This window comes from Pseudomonas sp. MC6 (genome assembly GCF_054790575.1).
In genome coordinates this window covers 989,971-1,008,762 of sequence record NZ_CP186504.1, presented here as the reverse complement: position 1 = coordinate 1,008,762, position 18,792 = coordinate 989,971, and the positions used below count along the sequence as shown (strand labels likewise).

The following is an 18,792-nucleotide window of genomic DNA, read 5'->3' as shown; positions in this document are numbered from 1 at the left end:
TCAATAGGTTCTGGGTCTGGGTGACCGTTGAGCAGATCCTAGATTGCGACACCGAGACCGTCCAAGACATAATGCGCAGCACTTGAGTCCCTACAGGTCTGACATGATCGACATCCGCCAATTGCGCTACTTCGTTGTGGTCGCCGAGGAAGAACACGTCGGCCGCGCCGCCGAACGGCTGCATATTTCCCAGTCGCCGCTGAGCCGACAGATCGCCCAGCTTGAAGAACGATTGGGCCTGACCCTGTTCGAACGCAGCCAGCAACGCATTCGCCTGACACGCGACGGCCAGACCTTCCTCGCCGAAACCCGCGCCCTGCTGACCCACGCCAATCGCCTGGAATCCCTCGGCAAACGTCTGGGCCGTGGCGAAGAAGGCGGCTTGTGCATCGGCTATATCGAAAACGCCATGCACGCCGGCGTCCTGCCCAATGCCTTGCGCGTGTTGCGCGTGGATCGGCCCAGCGTCCACGTCGCGTTGTACAACCTCAGCTCCGCCGAGCAACTGGAGGGCCTGCGACAGCGTAGTCTCGATATCGCCTTGGTGAGTGAGCCGCCGACCGATGACGATCCGGATCTGCTGAGCTTTCAGGTGCTCGATGACCCGATGCTCTTGGCGTTGCCGGAGCATCATCCGCTGGCCCAGCAAGCGGCGTTGAGTCCCGAGGATCTGGCCGATCAGGAATGGATCGGCGTGCAGCCGCGACAGGATGCCAACGATCAGTTTGTCAGCGCCTGCATCCGTGCAGGATTTACTCCGGATGTGCGCATGCAGGCGACTGAACCGTTTACTGCGCTGGGGCTGGTGGCGTCGGGGTTGGGGATTGCGATGATTCAGAAAGGTTTGAGCCATAACGCACCGCCGGGTGTGGTGTTGCGTGAACTGCCATGGCTGACGTTGACCACGCCATTGTGGGCGGCGTGGCACCGGATCAATTTGCGGCCATTGGTGGAGACCTTCCGAAAAGTTCTGACTGACGGTGAGATAGCCGCTGACTGACAGGCCCCTTCGCGAGCAAGCTCGTTCCCACAGGTTTTGCGGTGGATCTACACTCAACGGATCAGCATCCAGCCGTGAGTTGACCATGAGAATGTCCGCACAAATGACCGTCGTTGCGGTACTCGCCACACTTGCCTACCTCGGCCTGGCGGTGTGGGGCATTGGTGGTGTGGCGATGTTCTTTTCCCACGGTTCGCTGGTGATCGTGGCATTGGCGACGGTGGCGATGGTGATTGCTTCGCTGTTCAGTGAGGTCAACCTGAGCGCTGGCGAGCGTGAAGATCGCGCCAATCGCTGGGTGATTCCGGCGTTCGGTGTGATCGGGCTGGTCAGTGGTTTTCTGCCGGCTTACTGCGACCGGGTGAATTTCTGGACGGTGGGCGGTGAAGGTGTGCGCTGGCTCGGCGCTTTGCTGTTTATCATCGGCGGCACACTGCGGTTGTGGCCGGTGTTTGTTCTGGGACGGCGTTTCAGCGGACTGGTGGCGATTCAACCGGGGCATCGTTTGGTGACGGATGGCATCTATCAACACCTGCGCAACCCGAGTTATCTGGGCTTGGTGGTCAATGCCGTGGGGTGGGCGCTGGCGTTTCGCTCGGTGGTCGGACTGATGCTGGCAGCGCTGACACTGATCCCGTTGATTGCCCGGATTCATTCGGAAGAAGCTCTGCTGCGGGCGCAGTTTGGGGCGGAGTACGAGGCTTATTGCGCGCGGAGTTGGCGTTTGGTGCCGGGGGTTTACTGATTTGCGAACACCGTCCCCCTGTAGGAGTGAGCCTGCTCGCGATAGCGGTGTGTCAGGCAACACTTATTTGACTGAAAGACCGCTATCGCGAGCAGGCTCACTCCTACAAGGGATTGGGGGGTGTCAGTTGCGTTGCAGGTGCAGGCCGTTGCTGTCGACTGCGACGCGGATGTCAGCATAACTGGCCAACGTCGCATGAACCGTTTCCAGCGGATGCTGATGCGTGGTGGTGATGATCATCAGCGGCGCACCGGCGGCTTCAGCCGCCTGAATACCGACGGTGGCGTCTTCGAAAATCAGGCAATCACGCGCGTCCAGGCCAAGACGTTGGGCCGCCAGTAAATAGCCGGCCGGGTCAGGCTTACCCGCCTTGACGTCTTCAGCCGTGATCATCACCGCCGGCTCTGGAATCCCCGCCGCCGCCATTCGCCGCAAGGCGAGATCCCGTGGCGCCGAGGTCACCATCGCCCAGCGATCTTTGGGCAGGCTGTTGAGAAATTTCGCCGCGCCGGGAATCTCGACAATGCCTTCAACATCTCCGATTTCCGCCTCGGTAATGAACGCCGCTTGCGCCTCGGCATCCACCCCCGGCAGGTTCAGACGGGTGATGGTATCGATGGCGCGCACGCCATGAATGGTCGGCAAAAAGGTCTCCACATCGACGCCATGGCGCACGGCCCAGGCTGACCAGATTCGCTCAGCGGCGGCAATCGAGTTGAGGACGGTGCCGTCCATGTCGAACAGAAACGCGCCGAACGCGCGATCAAATACAGCATCGTGAGCAGACAAAGGGTCGCATCCTCTGGCAAAAGACCGGGCGGGCAATGTAGCACTTGCCCGCCCGTTCCACCCAGCGTCAGTGCAGACGCGGCACCTTGGATTTGAAGGCGCTGTCGACGCAGTCGAGCAATTGACCAATGGCCCACGGCTTTTTGATGAACGCCACCGAATGCTTGACCCCGGAGGTCTCGGGCGTTTCATAACCGGACATGACCATCACCGGTTTTTCCGGCCAGCGGTCGCCAACCAGATTGGCCAGATCAGCACCATTGAGGGTGCCGGGCATGGTGATGTCGGTCAGTAGCAACGCCACGTTCGCGGCGTGTTTCTCAAGGTACAGTGATGCGGCGTCGGCACTGGTCTGCGGCTCGACCTTGAAACCTTCCTCCTGAAGAATTTCGCAGAGAAACTCCAGAATCAACGGATCATCCTCAACCACCAGAATCAATCCGTCAGGAAGGTGCGCGTCCGCCGTCGGTGTTGGGCACATGGAACTGCACTCCCTGAATTGCATTAACGATTTAGCGGCTTGAATCCGCTGCTTAACTGGTATGAGCAGCGGGCTCTGCAGAAATTCATTTTTGATACAGCTCTTTTGCGAAACGGTATTTTTGCCCGTCAGCGGCAATCGTTCGCAGCGGCGTATTTGTGGTTAAAATGCCGGCCCTTTTGCTTGCCGATCCTGACCGATGAACCCTGAAGCCCTCGCCACCCTCCACGCCCATCTGCTGCCGGCCCTCGCGGCAGCACCGAGCGAAACCCGCCGCCTGTTCCACGGGCGCGGACGCTGCTGGCCGGGGCTGGAGCAGTTGACCGTGGACTGGCTGCAAGGCGTGGTGCTGGTGTCGCTGTACAAGGAACCGGCACCTGAGCAACTGGACAATCTCAAGGCGTTGCTGCTGCAACTTACGGGTTCCGCCGAATGGAAACAGTCTGGCGCGCACACGCTGTTGATCCAGCATCGCTATTTGCCACAGAGCACTGCCGAATGGCTGCTGGGTGATGAGATCGATGAAATGAGCATCGTCGAAGGCGGTTTGCAGTATCGCGTCGATCTGGGTCGCAAACAGAACGCCGGGCTGTTTCTCGACATGCGTTACGGGCGCAACTGGGTGCGCGAACAGGCCAGCGGTAAACGCGTATTGAATCTGTTTGCCTACACCTGCGGTTTTTCCGTAGCGGCCATCGAGGGTGGCGCCAGTCATGTGGTCAATCTGGACATGTCCCGCGCCGCGCTGAGCCGGGGCCGCGACAACCATCGCTTGAACGGCCATGACTTGAGCAAAGTCAGTTTCCTCGGCCACGACCTGTTCAAGTCCTGGGGCAAGGTGATCAACAGCGGCCCGTATGACCTGGTGATCATCGATCCGCCGTCGTTCCAGAAAGGCAGTTTCCTGCTGACCAAGGATTACCAGCGCGTGCTGCGTCGTTTGCCAGAATTGCTTACGGCGCAAGGCACGGTGCTGGCGTGCATGAATGATCCGGCGTTCGGTTCGGACTTTCTGATTGAGGGCGTGACGCAGGAAGCGCCGAGTCTGCGTTTTGTAGAGCGGCTGGAAAATCCGCCGGAGTTTCCCGACATAGATCCTCAAAGCGGCCTCAAGGCCCTGGTCTTCCACCGCACTCCCTGACACCCCGAAGATCCCCTTGTAGGAGTGAGCCTGCTCGCGATAGCGGTCTGTCAGATAACACTTATTTGACTGACACACCGCTATCGCGAGCAGGCTCACTCCTACAGGGGGGATTGTGGTGAATCAGGGAGTTGGTGGGCGCAGCACCAGCGCAAACAACTCGCCATGCCCGGTGACATTGAGCTTGTGATACAGATTGCGCCGATGCACCTTGACCGTCTCCGGCGAGATGCCCATCTGCTGGGCCATCGCCTTGCTGGAGAAACCCTGCAAAATCAGCCGCGCCGTATCGACCTCGCGCACCGTAAGCCGCGCATCGAAGCGGTCGAGCAACGCCGCCAGATCACCAACCACCGCCTCCGCCACCGCGCCCTGCGGCGGCAGCAACTGCACATGCCGACGCATCGCCGCCAACACCCAGTCACGCACGCACAGAAGCCTGCCCTGCTCGGCCATATCGAACGGCGTCGAGCGGCCCAATGACAAACCGAGTACGCCGCCCCCGACGTTGACCATGAACTGCAACTCGTCTTCACCGACCACCGAGCGAAAGTAGCTCTGGTAGTACTCGCTGTGCAGAAACTGGTCCGGGGCCACCGAGGCCAGGCTGTGCAAGCCGTCGGCAATGCCGGTCGACGCGGTTTGGTAAAACGGATCGAGCAGGTACATCCCGGCGCTGTAGCCGGCCAATTCTTCCTGCTCGTCGGCGCGTCCGCTGCTGTCGAAGTCGATCAGCAACTGCGGCGCCTGCCCGGCTTTCATCAACGCCACCAGCGCATTGTCCAGCGGCACCAGCAATCGCAAGGTGTCCACCAGCGCACGCCAGAAACCAGCCTGACCGACACCGGCAAATACCCGCGCCAGGCTTTGATGCACTGGCAACTCCTGCAGCAACGCGTCCACGCACTACCCCTTTTGAGTAACCCATGATGGGAATGGGTCAGGTGTGACCGGCCGGATAGGCTGAGCACTCCTGTTCATCACCGGCCTGCACAGGCCAGGAGTGCCGCATCATGCGTGGTCACCGTGGCTGTATCAACCTCAGCATTAAACTGGGCCTGCTGGCCGGTATTGGCGCCGGCTCGATCACCATGGCCGCCGACGCGCCGAGCGTGCACGTCTACAACTGGTACGACTATATCGGCCCGAACACCCTCCACGACTTTCAGCGCGACAGCGGTATCCAGCCGGTCTACGACACCTTCGACAGTGCCGAAGTCCTTGAAGGCAAACTGATGACCAGCCGCAGCGGCTACGACGTGGTGGTGGCAAGCAACTTCAGCCTGCCGACCCTGATCAAGGCCGGCGCCCTGGCCCCGCTGCCACGCGAGCAACTGCCGGGCTGGAAGAATCTCGACAGCGACCTGCTGGCGAAGCTGGCCAACAACGATCCCGGCAATCAATACGCCGTGCCGTACCTGTGGGGCACCAACGGCATTGGCTACAACGTCGACAAGGTGCGCGCGGCGCTGGGCGACAAGGCGCCGGTGGATTCGTGGGATCTGGTGTTCAACGAAGCCAACCTCGCCAAACTAGGCCAGTGCGGCGTGGCGATGCTCGATTCGCCGTCGGAGATGCTGCCGGTCGCCCTGCACTATCTCGGCTTGCCACCGAACAGCACCGATCCTGAAGACTATAAAAAAGCCGAAGCGCTGCTGCTGAAATTGCGTCCGCATATCGCCTACTTCAACTCGTCGAAATTCATTAGCGACCTGTCCAACGGCAACATCTGCGTGGCAGTGGGCTGGTCGGGCGCGATGCTGGAGGCCAAGACCAATGCCGAGCAGGCCAACAACGGCGTGAAGATCGCCTACAGCCTGCCCAAGGAAGGCGCGCCGGTGTGGTTCGACACGCTGGTGCTGCTCAAGGACGCGCCGAATCGGCCCCAAGGGCTGGCCTTTATCGACTATCTGCTGCGGCCCGAAGTGATCGCGCCGGTCAGTGATCATCTGTCGTACCCCAATGGCAACCGCGCGGCGACTGCGCTAGTTGCAGAGGCCACGCGGGACAACCCGGCGGTTTATCCCTCCGCCGCAGCGATGGCCACGCTGTACACCCTTGAGCCGTTGCCGAAAGCCACCGAGCGCGTGCGTACGCGGGTGTGGAGCAAGGTCAAGAACGGCCAGTAATCCCTTTTTGAACATTCCACAAAACCCTGTGGGAGCGAGCCTGCTCGCGAAAGCGGTGGGTCAGGCACTGATGTGTTGAAAGTGCCGACGCATTCGCGAGCAGGCTCGCTCCCACAGGGGCGGTGAACAACCCTGCATTTTTTAGAGAGACAGAAATCAATGAAACCTCGTGCCCGTGACCTCAACATCCGCATCGGCCAGCTGCCGCCCGGCCCGTTCAACGCCATCACCGACGTGCCCGGCGTGCGCGTCGGCCACAGCAATGTGCGCGGGCGCAGCCGCACCGGGCGGGACATCTGCACCGGCGTCACGCTGATCGAACCGCGCCCGGGCTCGACCAATCAGCAACCGTGTTTTGCCGGCGTGCATGTGCTCAACGGCAATGGTGACGCCACCGGGCTTGAATGGATTCGCGAGGCGGGGCTGCTGACCAGCCCGATTGCCTTCACCAACACCCACAGCCTTGGCGTGGTGCGCGATGCATTGATTGCACTGGATCGCCAACAGCAACCCGACGACGGTCGCCTCTACTGGAACATGCCGGTGGTACTGGAAACCTTTGACGGCTTGCTCAACGACATCAACGGTTTTCATGTCCAGCCTGAACACGTCGCCGAAGCGTTGAGCGCGGCCGTCGCCGGTCCCGTGGCAGAGGGCGCGGTCGGCGGTGGCAGCGGCATGATCTGTCATGAATTCAAGGGTGGCATCGGCACCGCGTCGCGGCGTTTGAGCGATGCTCAGGGTGGCTGGACCGTCGGCGCGATCGTGCAGGCTAATCACGGTATTCGCAGTGAGTTGCGGGTCGATGGCTATCCGGTCGGGCGCTATATGGAACAGAAGGATTCGCCGTTCCTGCGCGCCTCATTGCCGCATCCGGGCATGGGTTCGATTGTCGTCTGCCTGGCCACCGACGCGCCGCTGTTGCCGCACCAGTGCACGCGGCTGGCGCAGCGTGCGAGCCTCGGTCTGGCGCGCACCGGCGGTGGCAACGAGGATCACAGCGGCGACATTTTCATCGCCTTCGCAACCGGCAACGCTCACGTGCCGCCCGCTGCCTACGAAGGCAAAGGCGCGCCGACCTGTGACGGCTTGCGCATGGTCAATAACGACCACATCAGCGAGCTGTTTCTGGCCGCGACCGAGGCGGTTGAAGAGGCGATCATCAATGCCTTGCTGGCCAGTGACAGCACCGAAGGTAATGGGCATTCGGTGCCGGGACTCGATGCCAACACCCTGCTCGCCGCGCTAGCCAAGGCAGGCTGGCCAGGATCGCGCTGACACCGCTGTTCCCCTGTAGGAGTGAGCCTGCTCGCGATGGCGGTTTGTCAGTTGAAGCTGATTTGACTGACCCACCGCCATCGCGAGCAGGCTCACTCCTACGCAGGATCACGTCAGTATTTGGGTGCCAGGTTCGCGCCGCCGCCCGGGCGACTGGCGGTACTTGAGCCGTCACTTGCACACTCCTAGGATGGAATCACGCAGTGGCTCCGCTCTTCGAGTGCTGCGTAGGCGCGGGTGCTCTGAACCCCAATCAAGCCCGTGCCTTGCTTCATGCGCATCTTGAGCCTCGAGGGCTCTACTTCCTCCCCATCAAAGAGCTTTGAGGCTCTTTTTTTGTCTGCGTAAATCAGCAGTCCGGCAGCGCATCGACGCGAATCGAGCGCCAGGCCGCTTGCGCCAGCAAGTCGCGATAGTCCGCCGGACTGCCCTTCACCCGCCCCGCCAACCAGGCACGGCAGTAACTGTCGGCCTGACCGATGATCAACGACGGCAACAGTTCGGCGGGCAAGGCCTTGAGTTCGGCAGCGCGCCCCGATTCGGCCAGCCAGTCGCGCAGACGCAGATTGCGCGTTTTGTTGCGCTCGGCCAGTTCGTCCTTGAATGGCCCTTTGGTCACGGCAAACCGCGCGTGGTACTGGAAACGCGCCCATTCGGGTTGACGCTCGACCCAATCGACGTAGCTGAACACCAGCGCCTGCACACCTTCCTCGGTGGTTTGCGCTGCATCCAGATACGCATCGCGCAGGCGCGCCTGATCCTCCAGCGCGGTGAAAAACAACGCGGCGACCAAGCCCTCCTTGTTGCCAAAATGGTGATAGATCGCCCCGACACTCGTGTCGCACTCGGCGCGAATCATCTCGATGGTGGTGGCTTCGATCCCCTGCTCGTTGAACAGGCTCAGCGCCTTGCGAAAGATATCGCGCTTGAGTTCGGCGCGGCGGCCGGGGTAGCTGCGTTCAAGTAGATCTGCGGTGTCCATGCGGCTCACTGCCTGAAAATCGGAATTGAAAGACACACGTCGTGCCCATGCAAAAAAACACGCACAGGTTGACAGATTTCCCGCAGACAGAATACCGTTCCGTTACAGAATATTTTTCTGTTACGGAACATAATTCTGCAAAATCACTTTCCGCGAGGCGTTTCCATGAGTCAGTTTCTCAGCATGTTCAATAGCGCAGGCCCGCAAGCGTTCAGCCAGATGGCCTGCCAGGTCGCGCCGTACTTCAGCACCATCAACCCGCTGGTGACCGAGCTGCGCGCGAACTCGGCGACGGTACAAGTGCCGTTTCGCCGTGAGATCACCAACCACCTCGGCACCGTACATGCGATTGCCATGTGCAACGCGGCAGAACTCGCCGCCGGGATGATGACCGATGTGTCGATCCCGGCCGGCGCACGCTGGATTCCCAAAGGCATGACCGTGGAATATCTGGCCAAGGCAAAAACCGATGTGACGGCGGTGGCCAGTGGTGAAGGCGTGGATTGGCAGAGCGAAGGCGACAAGATCGTCACCGTGGACATTCACGATACCGAGGGCAAAAAAGTGTTCACGGCGCGGATCACCATGAACGTCAAACTCGGCTGAATCGGGGACACAAAAAAGCCCTTGCTGCGGCATTCACAGCAAGGGCTTTTTCAGAGATGTGAGGTCAGTGCACGGTCAGGCGCTGGCGGACAAACTCCTCGACATGACGAGTAGTCTGATCGAGGTGTCGGTCACGCTGTTTCTCGGCGTCGAGCATCGCGCGCTTGCCGTTTTTCTGCAGCAGATAGGTGTGGATCTGCTGCACTTCCAGCGACCGGTAAATCGGTGTGGTGTCGATAAATCCGCGCAGACCGTTGCTGCGATAATGCCGGGTGCTCATCAATACCTGCGTTTCACGCTGGCCAATGACCTCAAAACCCAGCGCTTCGAAGTACGGGACTTTGCCGACCGTGCAGGCCAGTTCCGCGTGGGGATAACGCCCGACCATTTCGCCGATCAGCGCCCGCGCCACACCCTGACGCCGATGCCCTTCGCGCACCGCCATATAGGCGACGCTGCACGCCTCCCAATCGCCCTGCACTGGCAGGTACAACAGAAAACCAATGACTTGCTCCGGATCATCCTCGTCGGTGGCAACCAGCAACTCGACGTCGGTGCCCTTCTCGCCATTCAACGCTTCCAGATACAGATGCACCTCATAGCCGACTGCGTACTGATAGACGTTGTACAGCAGGTTGCTCGGGCCGAGGCCAACCGCGCTGATATCGGTCAGGTAGTCGACGACCAGTTGCAGAATCTGGCTGTTGACGTCTTCGGGGCATGGGGTTTTGTAGTGGGTGATGCGTGGCATGACGAACTCCGACGGTAAAAAGCGTTGCCGACAACCGCAGCGGTCGACGAACCGCGACATCATACCGTGACCGGCCCGGCGGACGTCTAAAGTTCCTTTTCCGAGCGCCGATGTAACGGTCTCCTACCAATGTCACCACCAGGGATCGGCCATGTATTACCCACGCGAAGCTGCCAAGGATCACCTCTACAACCGTATCGTCATGCTCACCGTTGCTTGCTGCGTGGTGCTGCTGCTCGCTGCAATGGCTCACAAGTCCGGCATGCTATATGGGGCGCTGAGTTTCAATGGTGTGGAAACCCGTGGCAGCGTCACGGCACTGGAACGGATTCCAATGAACGCCAATGGCAAGGTCATTCACTATCAATACACCGATGCCCAAGGCCAGACCCATGAAGGGCAACATGCCGACGAACGCTACGTCGAGCATACCCAGTATGAAGTCGATGGCCCGATCACCCTGCTGGTGTCGCCGTGGATGCCGGATAAAAGCTGCATCGCCAGCCAGTTGCAGGGTTACCGTACGAGCTTCTACATCATGACCGGCGGCGTGCTGCTCGCGCTGCTGTTTCTGCTGATCTCGGGCAGGACGTTCTGGCAGATTCAGGCAATGAAAGAACAGGATCGGTTTTATTGACTGGCGAGGTCACTGCTGCGGCGCCACCACTTTGAATTTGATGGCGATGTCCTTGGACACCACGGTGTCCGCCCACTCCCCCGCGCCGAGGCCGAACTCGTCGCGCTTGAGTATCAGCTCACCGTCGAAAATGCCGATGTCGCTGCCCGGTTTCAATTCCACCGGTACTTGCACTTCGCGGGTAATGCCCTTGAGGGTAAGCTGTCCGTCGATCAGGTAGCGGCGCTCGGCCACTTGGGTGAAACGCCGGGATTCGAACACCGCCACGGGGAATTTTTCGGTGTCGAACCACGCCGGTTTCACCAGTTCGGTGTTGGCGTCTTCGCTGCCGGCATCGATGCTGTTGAGGTCGATATGCAACGTGGCATGGGCGTTGGCGAGGTTGTCGGTGTCGAAGTCCAGCGTCGATTCGAACTTGCCGAAGGTGCCGTACATCGGCGAGCCCATCTGGTTGTAGGTAAAGCTGATCTGACTGGCGTTGGTATTGACCCGCGAGTATTCAACGGCCTGTGTGGCAGAGACGACGCACAGCGAACACGCGGCAGCCAGCAGCAATCGGATCGACATGGGATTCTCCGGGCGGGACCAGCCGTCGAGGGCCTCGATTGACTTAAGCAAACATCCGACTGTTACGCCAGCGCCTAGACCAGACGCTCGATCTTCTGATGCTGCCAGACCAGTTTGTAATACAAGGTCTGCAGCACCAGCATGCCCAGATACGCCACCGGAAACGCCATCCATACACCTTGTAAACCGTACTTTCCATCCAGCCAGTAAGCCGCTGGCAGTTGCACGCCGACCACGCAAATGATCGCAATCACCACCGGCACCAACACCGTGCCGCTGGCGCGCATGATCCCGCCGATGATTGCCTGGAAGCCGAACACCAACAGACTCCACAACATGATGTGCAGCAGATGCTCAGCCATCGCCCGGGTCGAGTCCTCGGTCAGGAACAGCCCCAGCAACCAGTGCGACAACAGGTAGCCGAGCACAATCAAACCGCCGGTCAGGCACACGTTGATCAGCAGCCCGGTGCGCAGAATCGGCCCCATGCGCTCCAGTCGCCCGGCGCCGATGGCCTGCGCACCGAGGATCGACGCGGTGATTGCAATCGACAGAGCCGGGAACTGCACATAGTTGACGATCTGCGTCACCGCGCCATAGGCCGCCGTCGCTTGCGATCCGTGCTGGTTGACCAGCGCCAGAATCACCAGCTCCGACAGCGACAGCACAATCATCTGCACGCCGGTCGGCAGACCGATCCGCAACACCTTGCCGAGAATCGCTCCGTCGAGGCGCAGCGCAGCGAAGAACTCGCGGTCCGGCGCCAGCGGATGACCCTTGCGAATCAAGCGCCACGCCAGCCATGCCATTGCCGCCAGGTTGCCGGCCAACCCCGCGTACGCCGCACTCTGAATGCCCAGTTGCGGCAGGCCGAACCAGCCGCGAATCAGCGCCGGGGTCAGGGCCAGCCCGACACAGGTCGAGACCATCAGCGCCAGCAACGGCGACAGCGTATCGCTGACCCCGCGCAACAGTTGCGTGAACAACACAAACACCAGCAGCGACGGCAAGATCCACATCATCACATGGGCATACGCCACTGCATCGTCGAGCACATCCGCCGGCGTCCCCAACCCCGCCAATGCCTGTCGCGCAAACACGCTGCCCAATACTGCGGCTACCAGGCCGATCAACACGCCCAGCAACAGCGTCGCCCCGGCAATCGCCTTGACCATGTGCGGTTCACGCGCGCCCCACGCCTGACCGATCAACACACCGGCGCCCGCGCCGAGGCCGATCACCAGTGCGATAAAGAAGAACACGATGGGAAACATCCCCGACACCGCCGCCAACGCCTGGGTGCCGAGCATCTGGCCGATGTAGATGCTGTTGACCGTGCCCGACATCGATTGCAGAAAGTTCGACAGTACCATCGGCGCGAGGAACAGCAGGTAGGTGTGCCAGAGGGGGCGTTGGGCGACGGCTTGCATTGAATAGAGGTCCATCTCGAACGGCGGGAGGGCTGATGAAGGATAGCTTCGGCGAGTTGCACGCGGGGCGCAATTAACATTTCAAATCGATGTTTATTGCCGGTGCCCACGCCTGTGTAATTGACACGGATCTGTAGGTGTCGGTTCAGAGCTGTGGTAAACAACTGGCCACTTTTATTGCTCTCATTGAGGCTCTGTCCATGCCGCACTTTGCCAATCTGTTGACCGCCAGCCTACTCGCCCTGCTCGCCACCAGCGCTCACGCTGCCGCTGCCGCTGCCGCGCCCGCGGAAACTTTGAAGCCGTTGCTGGAAACACTCAACGAGCGCCTGAACATCGGCGACCTCGTCGCGCTGACCAAATGGGACAGCGGCAAGCCGATTCAGGACAGCCCGCGTGAGGCGCAGGTCATCGCCAATGCCCGCGCGCTGGCCGCCGAGCACAAGCTCGACCCGGAAGAGGTGGCGCAACTGATTGCCGCGCAAATGGAGGCGAACAAACTGGTGCAGTACGGTTTGCTTTCGCAATGGCAGGCGGCGGGTGCCGCGCCGGACACTCCGCGCCCCGACCTGGGCAAGCAGATTCGCCCGCGTCTGGATGAGCTGCAAACCCGGCTGTTGCAGCAATACGCCGATTTCGCACCGTATCGCCATGATGCGAATTGCTCGGTGTGGCTGGCCAAGGCGCGCAGCGGGCTGAGCCACGACGCGCTGCATGAACTGGCTCTGACGCGGGCTACCGGTGAACTGTGTGTTCGGGCGGCGAAGTCGCTCTGAGAAAGATCAAAGGATCGCAGCCTGCGGCATCTCCTACAGGGGATTGGTGAACCATCATTGCGGTCGATGTTCACCATCACGGCAATGAAGTTCTCATAAAAAATCCACGGCGTAACATCGGCTCCAGACAAACAACTACCCCTTGGAGCACACGATCATGAAACGCCAGACCCTTCTCAGCATCGCTTTTTCGGTTTTCGCCATTAACGCTTTTGCCGCCACCCCGGCACACACCCAGGTCGCTGAAGGCGGCTCGGACAAGTTGATTGAAAGTCGTGTTGCTGAGGGTGGTTCCGATCGCCTGCTCGAACGCCGCGTTGCCGAAGGCGGTTCCGATCGCCTGATCGAACGCCGCGTTGCCGAAGGTGGTTCCGATCGCCTGCTCGAACGCCGCGTTGCCGAAGGTGGTTCCGATCGCCTGCTCGAACGCCGCGTTGCCGAAGGTGGCGCTGATCGCCTGATCGAACGCCGCGTCGCCGAAGGTGGTTCCGATCGTCTGATCGAACGCCGTGTTGCCGAAGGTGGTTCTGATCGCCTGATCGAACGCCGCGTCGCATAACTCAACGGCTTCATCGCAAACCCAAGAAAAAGCCCGGCCTGATCAGCCGGGCTTTTTCCTGCCCGCAACCCTCCATTCCCCGACTGGTCACCCACCGCCCATTGCGCATACCATGCGGCCACAACTCCAAAACAGACCTCGCCCATGCTCAAAGCCAGTCTGCGTAGCCACCTCACCCTTTGGTTTGCCGGTTTGTCCCTGCTGACGCTGCTCAGCGTGGGCTTCTACGTTGGCCACATCGCCACCGAACAGATGAAGCAGGCCAGCGGCAATGCCTTGCTCAACACCGCGCGTTCGGCCGCGTCGTTGTTGGGTGAACAACTACGCGAACGCCAGTTGGAGGTGTATCTGCTCAGCCGTGCGCCGCATCTGGAGCGTGGCGATCTGGACAACCCGGCCATTCTCAAATCGATGCAACTGCGCACCCAAGCGCGCACCGAGTATGCGTGGATGGGCGTCACCGATGCCGAGGGCAAGGTGCATCAAGCGGTGAACGACTTGCTGGTCGGCCTGTCGGTGCAACAACGGCCGTGGTTCCAGGCCGGGTTACGCAGTGAGTACACCGGCGACCCTCATGAAGCGGTGCTGCTGGCGAAAATGCTCCCGGCGCTGCCGAACGGTGAGCCGCTGCGTTTCATCGATTTCGCCGCGCCGATCCACAACGCCGACGGTCAGGTGATTGGTGTACTGGGCGCCCACGCACATTGGAGTTGGGTGACGCGCATTGTTGAGTCAGCGGCGTTTGCGCATAAAAACTCAATGCCGGATATTGAAGCGTTGATCATCGATCACGATGGCAAGATTCTCTATCCCGAAGCACTGATGGGCCAGCAACTGGCGGCGACGGATTCGAAATTGCAGGACTGGACGGCGGGTAACGGCTTCCTCACCAGCATGGTCACCGTACCGACGCCATCGAGTACGGCGCTGTCGTGGTCGATTGCCGTGCGCCAGCCATTGGAAACCGCGCTGCAACCGGCGCGCCTGCTGATGTACAAATTGCTGATCCTCGGTGTGGTCGCAGCGGTGCTGTTCGGGCTGGTGGCCTATTACCTGGCGCTGTACCTCAGCCGCCCGATCGAACAGCTCGCCCGTTCGGCCCGCAAGGTCCAGAACAAAGAGCCCGGCGCGCAATTCCCGCTGCAACACCCGGTGCGGGAAATTGCCCAACTCGGCCAGTCCATCGATGCGATGACGCAATCACTGCTCGGCAAGGAGCGTGAACTGCAAGAGGCCAATGCCTCGCTGGAAGCCACGGTGGCGCAACGCACCGCAGCGCTGACGCAGGCCAACGCCGAACTGTTGAGTCTGGCGACTCACGATGGCCTTACCGGCGTGTACAACCGGCGCCGTTTCGACGAGAAACTCACCGAATACACACTGCTGTTCCGCCGCACCGGACGCCCGTTTTCCCTGCTGCTGATCGATGCCGATCACTTCAAGCGAATCAATGACACGCACGGTCACGCGGTGGGCGATGAGGTGCTGCAACAGTTGGCGCAGTTGATTCAGAGCAGCCTGCGCACCACCGATTTCGTCGCCCGTTACGGCGGCGAAGAGTTCGCTGTGCTGTTGCCGGAAATCGCCCAACCCGACACCCCGGAAGTGGTCGCCGAGAAGATTCGCGCGGCGATAGCCAAGGCCGATTTCCCTGCGGTCGGAAATGTGACGGTGAGCATCGGCGTCGGCCTGGCGGATCCGGCCGACAACAGCCACAACGCACTGATCAAGCGCGCCGATCAACAGCTGTATCAGGCCAAGGCAGCGGGTCGCAATCAGGTGGCGTGATCAGCCCTTCTTCACTTCGCAAACCCCGTTGGCCCTGTTCTTTCCGGTGTATGAAACCGCCGGCGAACCATCAGGATTGATGCTCAGAGAAATGGTCACACCCGAGCCTTTGGCTTCGAAGTAGTTGTCGTTGAATTTCTTCAACTGGCCTTCCTTACCATTGATGTAGATCGGCCCGCCTTCATCGGCATGCACTTCGATCTTGCCAGGGCACGTGGCGTTGAACATAGGAATGCCGGCGTAGGCCAGTCCTGTGGCAAGCAACAGCGGTGTTACCAATAGCAAAAATTTCATGGTGGGATCCTTGAAAGCAGCAACAACGCCGAAGAGCTTTCTCATGTCATTTTCAATCAGGGACTTCGGCAGCTCCTGCCGTTATTGCGAGAAGGTCTGAAGATAAGCCAACAGGTTCTCGAGTTTTTCCTCATCACTCAGCCCCCAGAAAATCATCCGCGTACCGGGCACGACGCCTTTCGGATCCTTCAGATAAGCGATCAACGTTTCGCGATCCCAGGTCACGCCTGAGTTCTTCATCGCATCGGAATACACGTAATTCGCTGACGTCCCGGCGGGCCGGCCGATGATGCCATTGAGTTGCGGGCCAAACCCCGGGCGGGCCGATTCGCCGACCTGATGGCAGCCGCCACACAGGCGCGGGAAGATTTTCGCGCCGGCTTCGGGGTCGCCTGTGGCATGGCTGAACGTACTGAACAGGCTGGTGCCGAGAATCACGGCGAGGGACAGTGCAGCGGTGTTTTTCATCGAGGGTTCCGGGTCGGTCTGCATCGGGCGGCGCAAGGGTAGCATGTTGTTTTTACAGGTAAGCGCCGATGATCTTTCTGACTTTGATCAACGCCTGACGCAACACCTCTATGTCTACCGAACCCAACGCCAGGCGAATCGCATGCGGCACATGCCCCGACACCGAAAACGGCTCTGCCGTGGTGACGGAAATCTGTTCGTGCATCAACTCGACGACAATCTGATCGGCGCGCACGTCTTCCGGCAGCGGCAGCCACAGGAAATACGACGCCGGGTGGCCAATGCTCGACAGTCCTTTCAGTACTTTGGCCGCCAACGCTTGCCGTGCTTTGGCGTCGTTGCGTTTCTGTTCTTCAAGCAGCGTCACCGTGCCGTCGTCGAGCCAGCCGCAAGCGATGGCGGTCATGATGCCGGGGGTGTTCCAGGTTGTCGCGCGGATGATGCGTTCCAGTGCCGGAACCGTTTCTGGCGGGGCGGCAATGAAACCGACGCGCAGGCCGGTGGCGATGTTTTTCGACAGGCCCGAGACGTACACCGTGCGCTCCGGCGCCAGATCGATCAGCGCACGCGGTGGGTTTTCCACCAGAAATGCGTAGGCCGCGTCTTCGATGATCGTCAGATCATGGCGACGGGCAATCGCCACCCACTGCTCGCGCTGGGCCAGCGGCATCACCCAGCCCAGTGGATTGTGCATTGTCGGCATGCTGTACACGGCGCGCACCGAGCGGCTGCGGCAGAGTTTGTCCAGCGCGGCGAGATCCGGCCCCTGATCGCTGAACGGGATCGCCACGACCTCCAGATGCAGCGCTTCGGCCAAGACCTTGAACCCGGAATAAGTCAGCGCGTCGGCGGCAATCACATCGCCGGGTTTGAGCAGCGCCATCAGCGTCACCGCCAGACCTTGCTGGGCACCGTTGACGATCAGCACTTGCTCGGCATCGACTGTCACCCCACGCGTCAGCAGATGCCGAGCGACCGACGCGCGTTCGTGGGCGCGCCCGGCATGCGGCTGATAACGCAGCAACGCTTCCAGATCGCCGGACAGCGCCAACTGGCGCAATGCAGTGCGTAACAGGTCCGCCTGACCGGGCAACGACGGGTAATTGAAATTGAGGTCGATCATGCCGACCGCCACCTGTTTCTGATCGATGCCCTGCCCCGGCGCCAGCGAGGTTTCGCGGACAAACGTGCCGCGCCCGGTTTCGCCGCTGACCAGGCCCATGGCCTCCAGCTCTGCGTAGACCCGCGAAGCCGTGACCAGCGCCAGCCCTTCCTGTGCGGCCAGTTGCCGGTGGGTCGGCAACCGCGTGCCCGGCGGCAAAAGCCCGGAACGAATGTCCGTTGCATAGGCGTCAACGAGGGTCTTGTAGCGCGAGCGTGGCATGTCGAGATGTATCCATGACAATTCTTTGATTGTGCTGATTCTCGGCTCTAGCATCACGGCAATGCAACCCACTTCTGAGCGTGATCAGCAATGGAACGGATCTCGAATCCAAGCATCCCGGTGCTGGAAAAAACCAGCGGCTGGATCAACGGTTTTATCGGCGTCGTGATCTTCAGCGGCTCGCTGCCGGCCACGCGTCTGGCGGTGCTGGAGTTCGATCCGGTGTTTCTCACCGTGGTCCGCGCCGCCATCGCCGGGGTGTTGGCGGTGGCACTGCTGTGGCTGTTTCGCGAGCGGCGCCCGGCGCGTGATCAATGGCTGTCGCTGTTGATTGTCGCGCTGGGCGTGGTACTCGGTTTTCCTTTGTTGACCGCACTGGCGCTGCAACACGTGACGTCGGCGCATTCGATTGTGTTTGTCGGCTTGCTGCCACTGGCTACGGCGATTTTTGCCGTGCTGCGCGGCGGTGAGCGGCCGCGACCGGTGTTCTGGATTTTCTCGACTCTCGGCAGCGCGCTGGTGGTTGGCTTCGCGCTGGCACAAGGTCTGACTGCTTCGCCCACGGGCGATCTACTGATGCTCGCGGCGATTCTGGCCTGCGGTCTCGGTTATGCCGAAGGCGCGAAGCTGTCGCGAACCCTTGGCGGCTGGCAGGTGATTTGCTGGGCTCTGGTGCTGTCGTTGCCGGTGATGACGATGCTGAGTCTGTGGCTGGCGCCCGCCTCGTTCAACACGATCAGCCTGTCGGCGTGGCTGTGTCTGGGCTATGTGTCGCTGTTCAGCATGCTGATCGGCTTTGTCTTCTGGTATCGCGGTCTGGCTCAGGGCGGGATTGCGGCGGTCGGTCAATTGCAATTACTGCAGCCGTTTTTCGGCCTGGCGCTGGCGGCGACGCTGCTGCATGAACACGTCAGCCTCGGCATGCTCGCCGTGACGTTGGGCGTGATTCTGTGTGTGGCCGGGGCGAAGAAATTCGCCAAATGATCC

At 60.8% G+C, this 18,792-nt stretch carries 21 protein-coding genes; 11 read left to right on the top strand and 10 right to left on the bottom strand.

All coding sequences use genetic code 11. The features are described from left to right. The first annotated feature begins 103 nt into the window (after positions 1-103). Positions 104-1,000 carry a LysR substrate-binding domain-containing protein gene (locus tag ACOYXE_RS04670; RefSeq protein WP_160058569.1) on the top strand — a complete coding sequence of 299 codons (897 nt, stop codon included), beginning with the start codon at positions 104-106 and terminating at the stop codon, positions 998-1,000. Between the two features lie 85 nt (positions 1,001-1,085). Next, on the top strand, positions 1,086-1,745 hold the full coding sequence (locus tag ACOYXE_RS04665) for a methyltransferase family protein (protein WP_460927942.1): 660 nt from the start codon (positions 1,086-1,088) through the stop codon (positions 1,743-1,745). Between the two features lie 123 nt (positions 1,746-1,868). Here the strand turns inward: ACOYXE_RS04665 and ACOYXE_RS04660 are convergent, their stop codons facing one another. Together ACOYXE_RS04660 and ACOYXE_RS04655 are read right to left on the bottom strand one after the other, a co-directional pair. Next, a complete protein-coding gene (locus tag ACOYXE_RS04660) occupies positions 1,869-2,534 on the bottom strand; it encodes an HAD family hydrolase (protein ID WP_460927940.1) in 666 nt (221 codons plus the stop codon). 67 nt (positions 2,535-2,601) lie between these two features. After that, complete coding sequence (locus ACOYXE_RS04655) at positions 2,602-3,015, bottom strand: response regulator (protein ID WP_160058572.1); 414 nt, start codon at positions 3,013-3,015, stop codon at positions 2,602-2,604. Between the two features lie 199 nt (positions 3,016-3,214). Here ACOYXE_RS04655 and ACOYXE_RS04650 point away from each other — a divergent pair, with 199 nt between their 5' ends. Continuing rightward, positions 3,215-4,156 carry a class I SAM-dependent methyltransferase gene (locus tag ACOYXE_RS04650; protein ID WP_405123354.1) on the top strand — a complete coding sequence of 314 codons (942 nt, stop codon included), beginning with the start codon at positions 3,215-3,217 and terminating at the stop codon, positions 4,154-4,156. Between the two features lie 123 nt (positions 4,157-4,279). On the opposite strand, the gene ACOYXE_RS04645 is transcribed toward ACOYXE_RS04650, so the two are convergent. Next, entirely contained in the window at positions 4,280-5,059 is a 780-nt protein-coding gene (locus ACOYXE_RS04645; RefSeq protein WP_160058574.1) for a helix-turn-helix transcriptional regulator, read from the bottom strand. 110 nt (positions 5,060-5,169) lie between these two features. Here ACOYXE_RS04645 and ACOYXE_RS04640 point away from each other — a divergent pair, with 110 nt between their 5' ends. Both ACOYXE_RS04640 and ACOYXE_RS04635 read left to right on the top strand, forming a co-directional pair. Continuing rightward, complete coding sequence (locus ACOYXE_RS04640) at positions 5,170-6,285, top strand: polyamine ABC transporter substrate-binding protein (protein WP_460927937.1); 1,116 nt, start codon at positions 5,170-5,172, stop codon at positions 6,283-6,285. A 159-nt stretch (positions 6,286-6,444) separates the two neighbouring features. Next, the gene (locus ACOYXE_RS04635; protein ID WP_405123352.1) at positions 6,445-7,563 is read left to right on the top strand and encodes a DmpA family aminopeptidase; all 1,119 of its coding nucleotides are present in this window, start codon (positions 6,445-6,447) and stop codon (positions 7,561-7,563) included. 349 nt (positions 7,564-7,912) lie between these two features. On the opposite strand, the gene ACOYXE_RS04630 is transcribed toward ACOYXE_RS04635, so the two are convergent. Continuing rightward, entirely contained in the window at positions 7,913-8,545 is a 633-nt protein-coding gene (locus ACOYXE_RS04630) for a TetR/AcrR family transcriptional regulator (RefSeq protein ID WP_460927934.1), read from the bottom strand. 165 nt (positions 8,546-8,710) lie between these two features. Here ACOYXE_RS04630 and ACOYXE_RS04625 point away from each other — a divergent pair, with 165 nt between their 5' ends. Beyond that, positions 8,711-9,151, top strand: a complete 441-nt coding sequence (locus ACOYXE_RS04625) for a hotdog fold domain-containing protein (RefSeq protein WP_160058577.1) — start codon at positions 8,711-8,713, stop codon at positions 9,149-9,151. A 64-nt stretch (positions 9,152-9,215) separates the two neighbouring features. Here the strand turns inward: ACOYXE_RS04625 and ACOYXE_RS04620 are convergent, their stop codons facing one another. Continuing rightward, complete coding sequence (locus ACOYXE_RS04620) at positions 9,216-9,902, bottom strand: GNAT family N-acetyltransferase (protein WP_405123351.1); 687 nt, start codon at positions 9,900-9,902, stop codon at positions 9,216-9,218. Between the two features lie 151 nt (positions 9,903-10,053). Here ACOYXE_RS04620 and ACOYXE_RS04615 point away from each other — a divergent pair, with 151 nt between their 5' ends. Then, positions 10,054-10,539, top strand: coding sequence for a DUF3592 domain-containing protein (locus ACOYXE_RS04615; protein WP_160058579.1), 486 nt, complete (start codon positions 10,054-10,056; stop codon positions 10,537-10,539). 9 nt (positions 10,540-10,548) lie between these two features. Here ACOYXE_RS04615 and ACOYXE_RS04610 read toward each other — a convergent pair whose 3' ends face one another. Continuing rightward, positions 10,549-11,106, bottom strand: a complete 558-nt coding sequence (locus ACOYXE_RS04610; RefSeq protein WP_160058580.1) for a YceI family protein — start codon at positions 11,104-11,106, stop codon at positions 10,549-10,551. Between the two features lie 74 nt (positions 11,107-11,180). Beyond that, positions 11,181-12,536 (bottom strand): MATE family efflux transporter, encoded by a 1,356-nt coding sequence (locus ACOYXE_RS04605; RefSeq protein ID WP_160058581.1) that lies wholly within the window; start codon positions 12,534-12,536, stop codon positions 11,181-11,183. Between the two features lie 200 nt (positions 12,537-12,736). Between ACOYXE_RS04605 and ACOYXE_RS04600 the strand changes: the two genes are divergently transcribed. The 3 genes from ACOYXE_RS04600 (at position 12,737) to ACOYXE_RS04590 (ending at position 15,659) form a co-directional block, all read left to right on the top strand. Further along, positions 12,737-13,312 (top strand): chorismate mutase, encoded by a 576-nt coding sequence (locus ACOYXE_RS04600; RefSeq protein WP_460927931.1) that lies wholly within the window; start codon positions 12,737-12,739, stop codon positions 13,310-13,312. Between the two features lie 157 nt (positions 13,313-13,469). Continuing rightward, a complete protein-coding gene (locus tag ACOYXE_RS04595) occupies positions 13,470-13,871 on the top strand; it encodes a hypothetical protein (RefSeq protein WP_460927929.1) in 402 nt (133 codons plus the stop codon). Between the two features lie 144 nt (positions 13,872-14,015). Further along, positions 14,016-15,659 (top strand): sensor domain-containing diguanylate cyclase, encoded by a 1,644-nt coding sequence (locus ACOYXE_RS04590; RefSeq protein WP_160058584.1) that lies wholly within the window; start codon positions 14,016-14,018, stop codon positions 15,657-15,659. On the opposite strand, the gene ACOYXE_RS04585 is transcribed toward ACOYXE_RS04590, so the two are convergent. The 3 genes from ACOYXE_RS04585 to ACOYXE_RS04575 all read right to left on the bottom strand — a co-directional run bounded on the left by ACOYXE_RS04585 (position 15,660) and on the right by ACOYXE_RS04575 (position 17,805). Next, the gene (locus ACOYXE_RS04585) at positions 15,660-15,953 is read right to left on the bottom strand and encodes a hypothetical protein (RefSeq protein ID WP_160058585.1); all 294 of its coding nucleotides are present in this window, start codon (positions 15,951-15,953) and stop codon (positions 15,660-15,662) included. Positions 15,954-16,034: 81 nt separating this feature from the next. Beyond that, a complete protein-coding gene (locus ACOYXE_RS04580) occupies positions 16,035-16,421 on the bottom strand; it encodes a c-type cytochrome (protein ID WP_460927927.1) in 387 nt (128 codons plus the stop codon). 52 nt (positions 16,422-16,473) lie between these two features. Beyond that, a complete protein-coding gene (locus ACOYXE_RS04575; protein WP_460927925.1) occupies positions 16,474-17,805 on the bottom strand; it encodes an aminotransferase-like domain-containing protein in 1,332 nt (443 codons plus the stop codon). Positions 17,806-17,895: 90 nt separating this feature from the next. On the opposite strand from ACOYXE_RS04575, the gene ACOYXE_RS04570 reads away from it, so the two are divergent. After that, positions 17,896-18,789, top strand: a complete 894-nt coding sequence (locus tag ACOYXE_RS04570; protein WP_460927923.1) for a DMT family transporter — start codon at positions 17,896-17,898, stop codon at positions 18,787-18,789. Positions 18,790-18,792 lie beyond the last annotated feature (3 nt).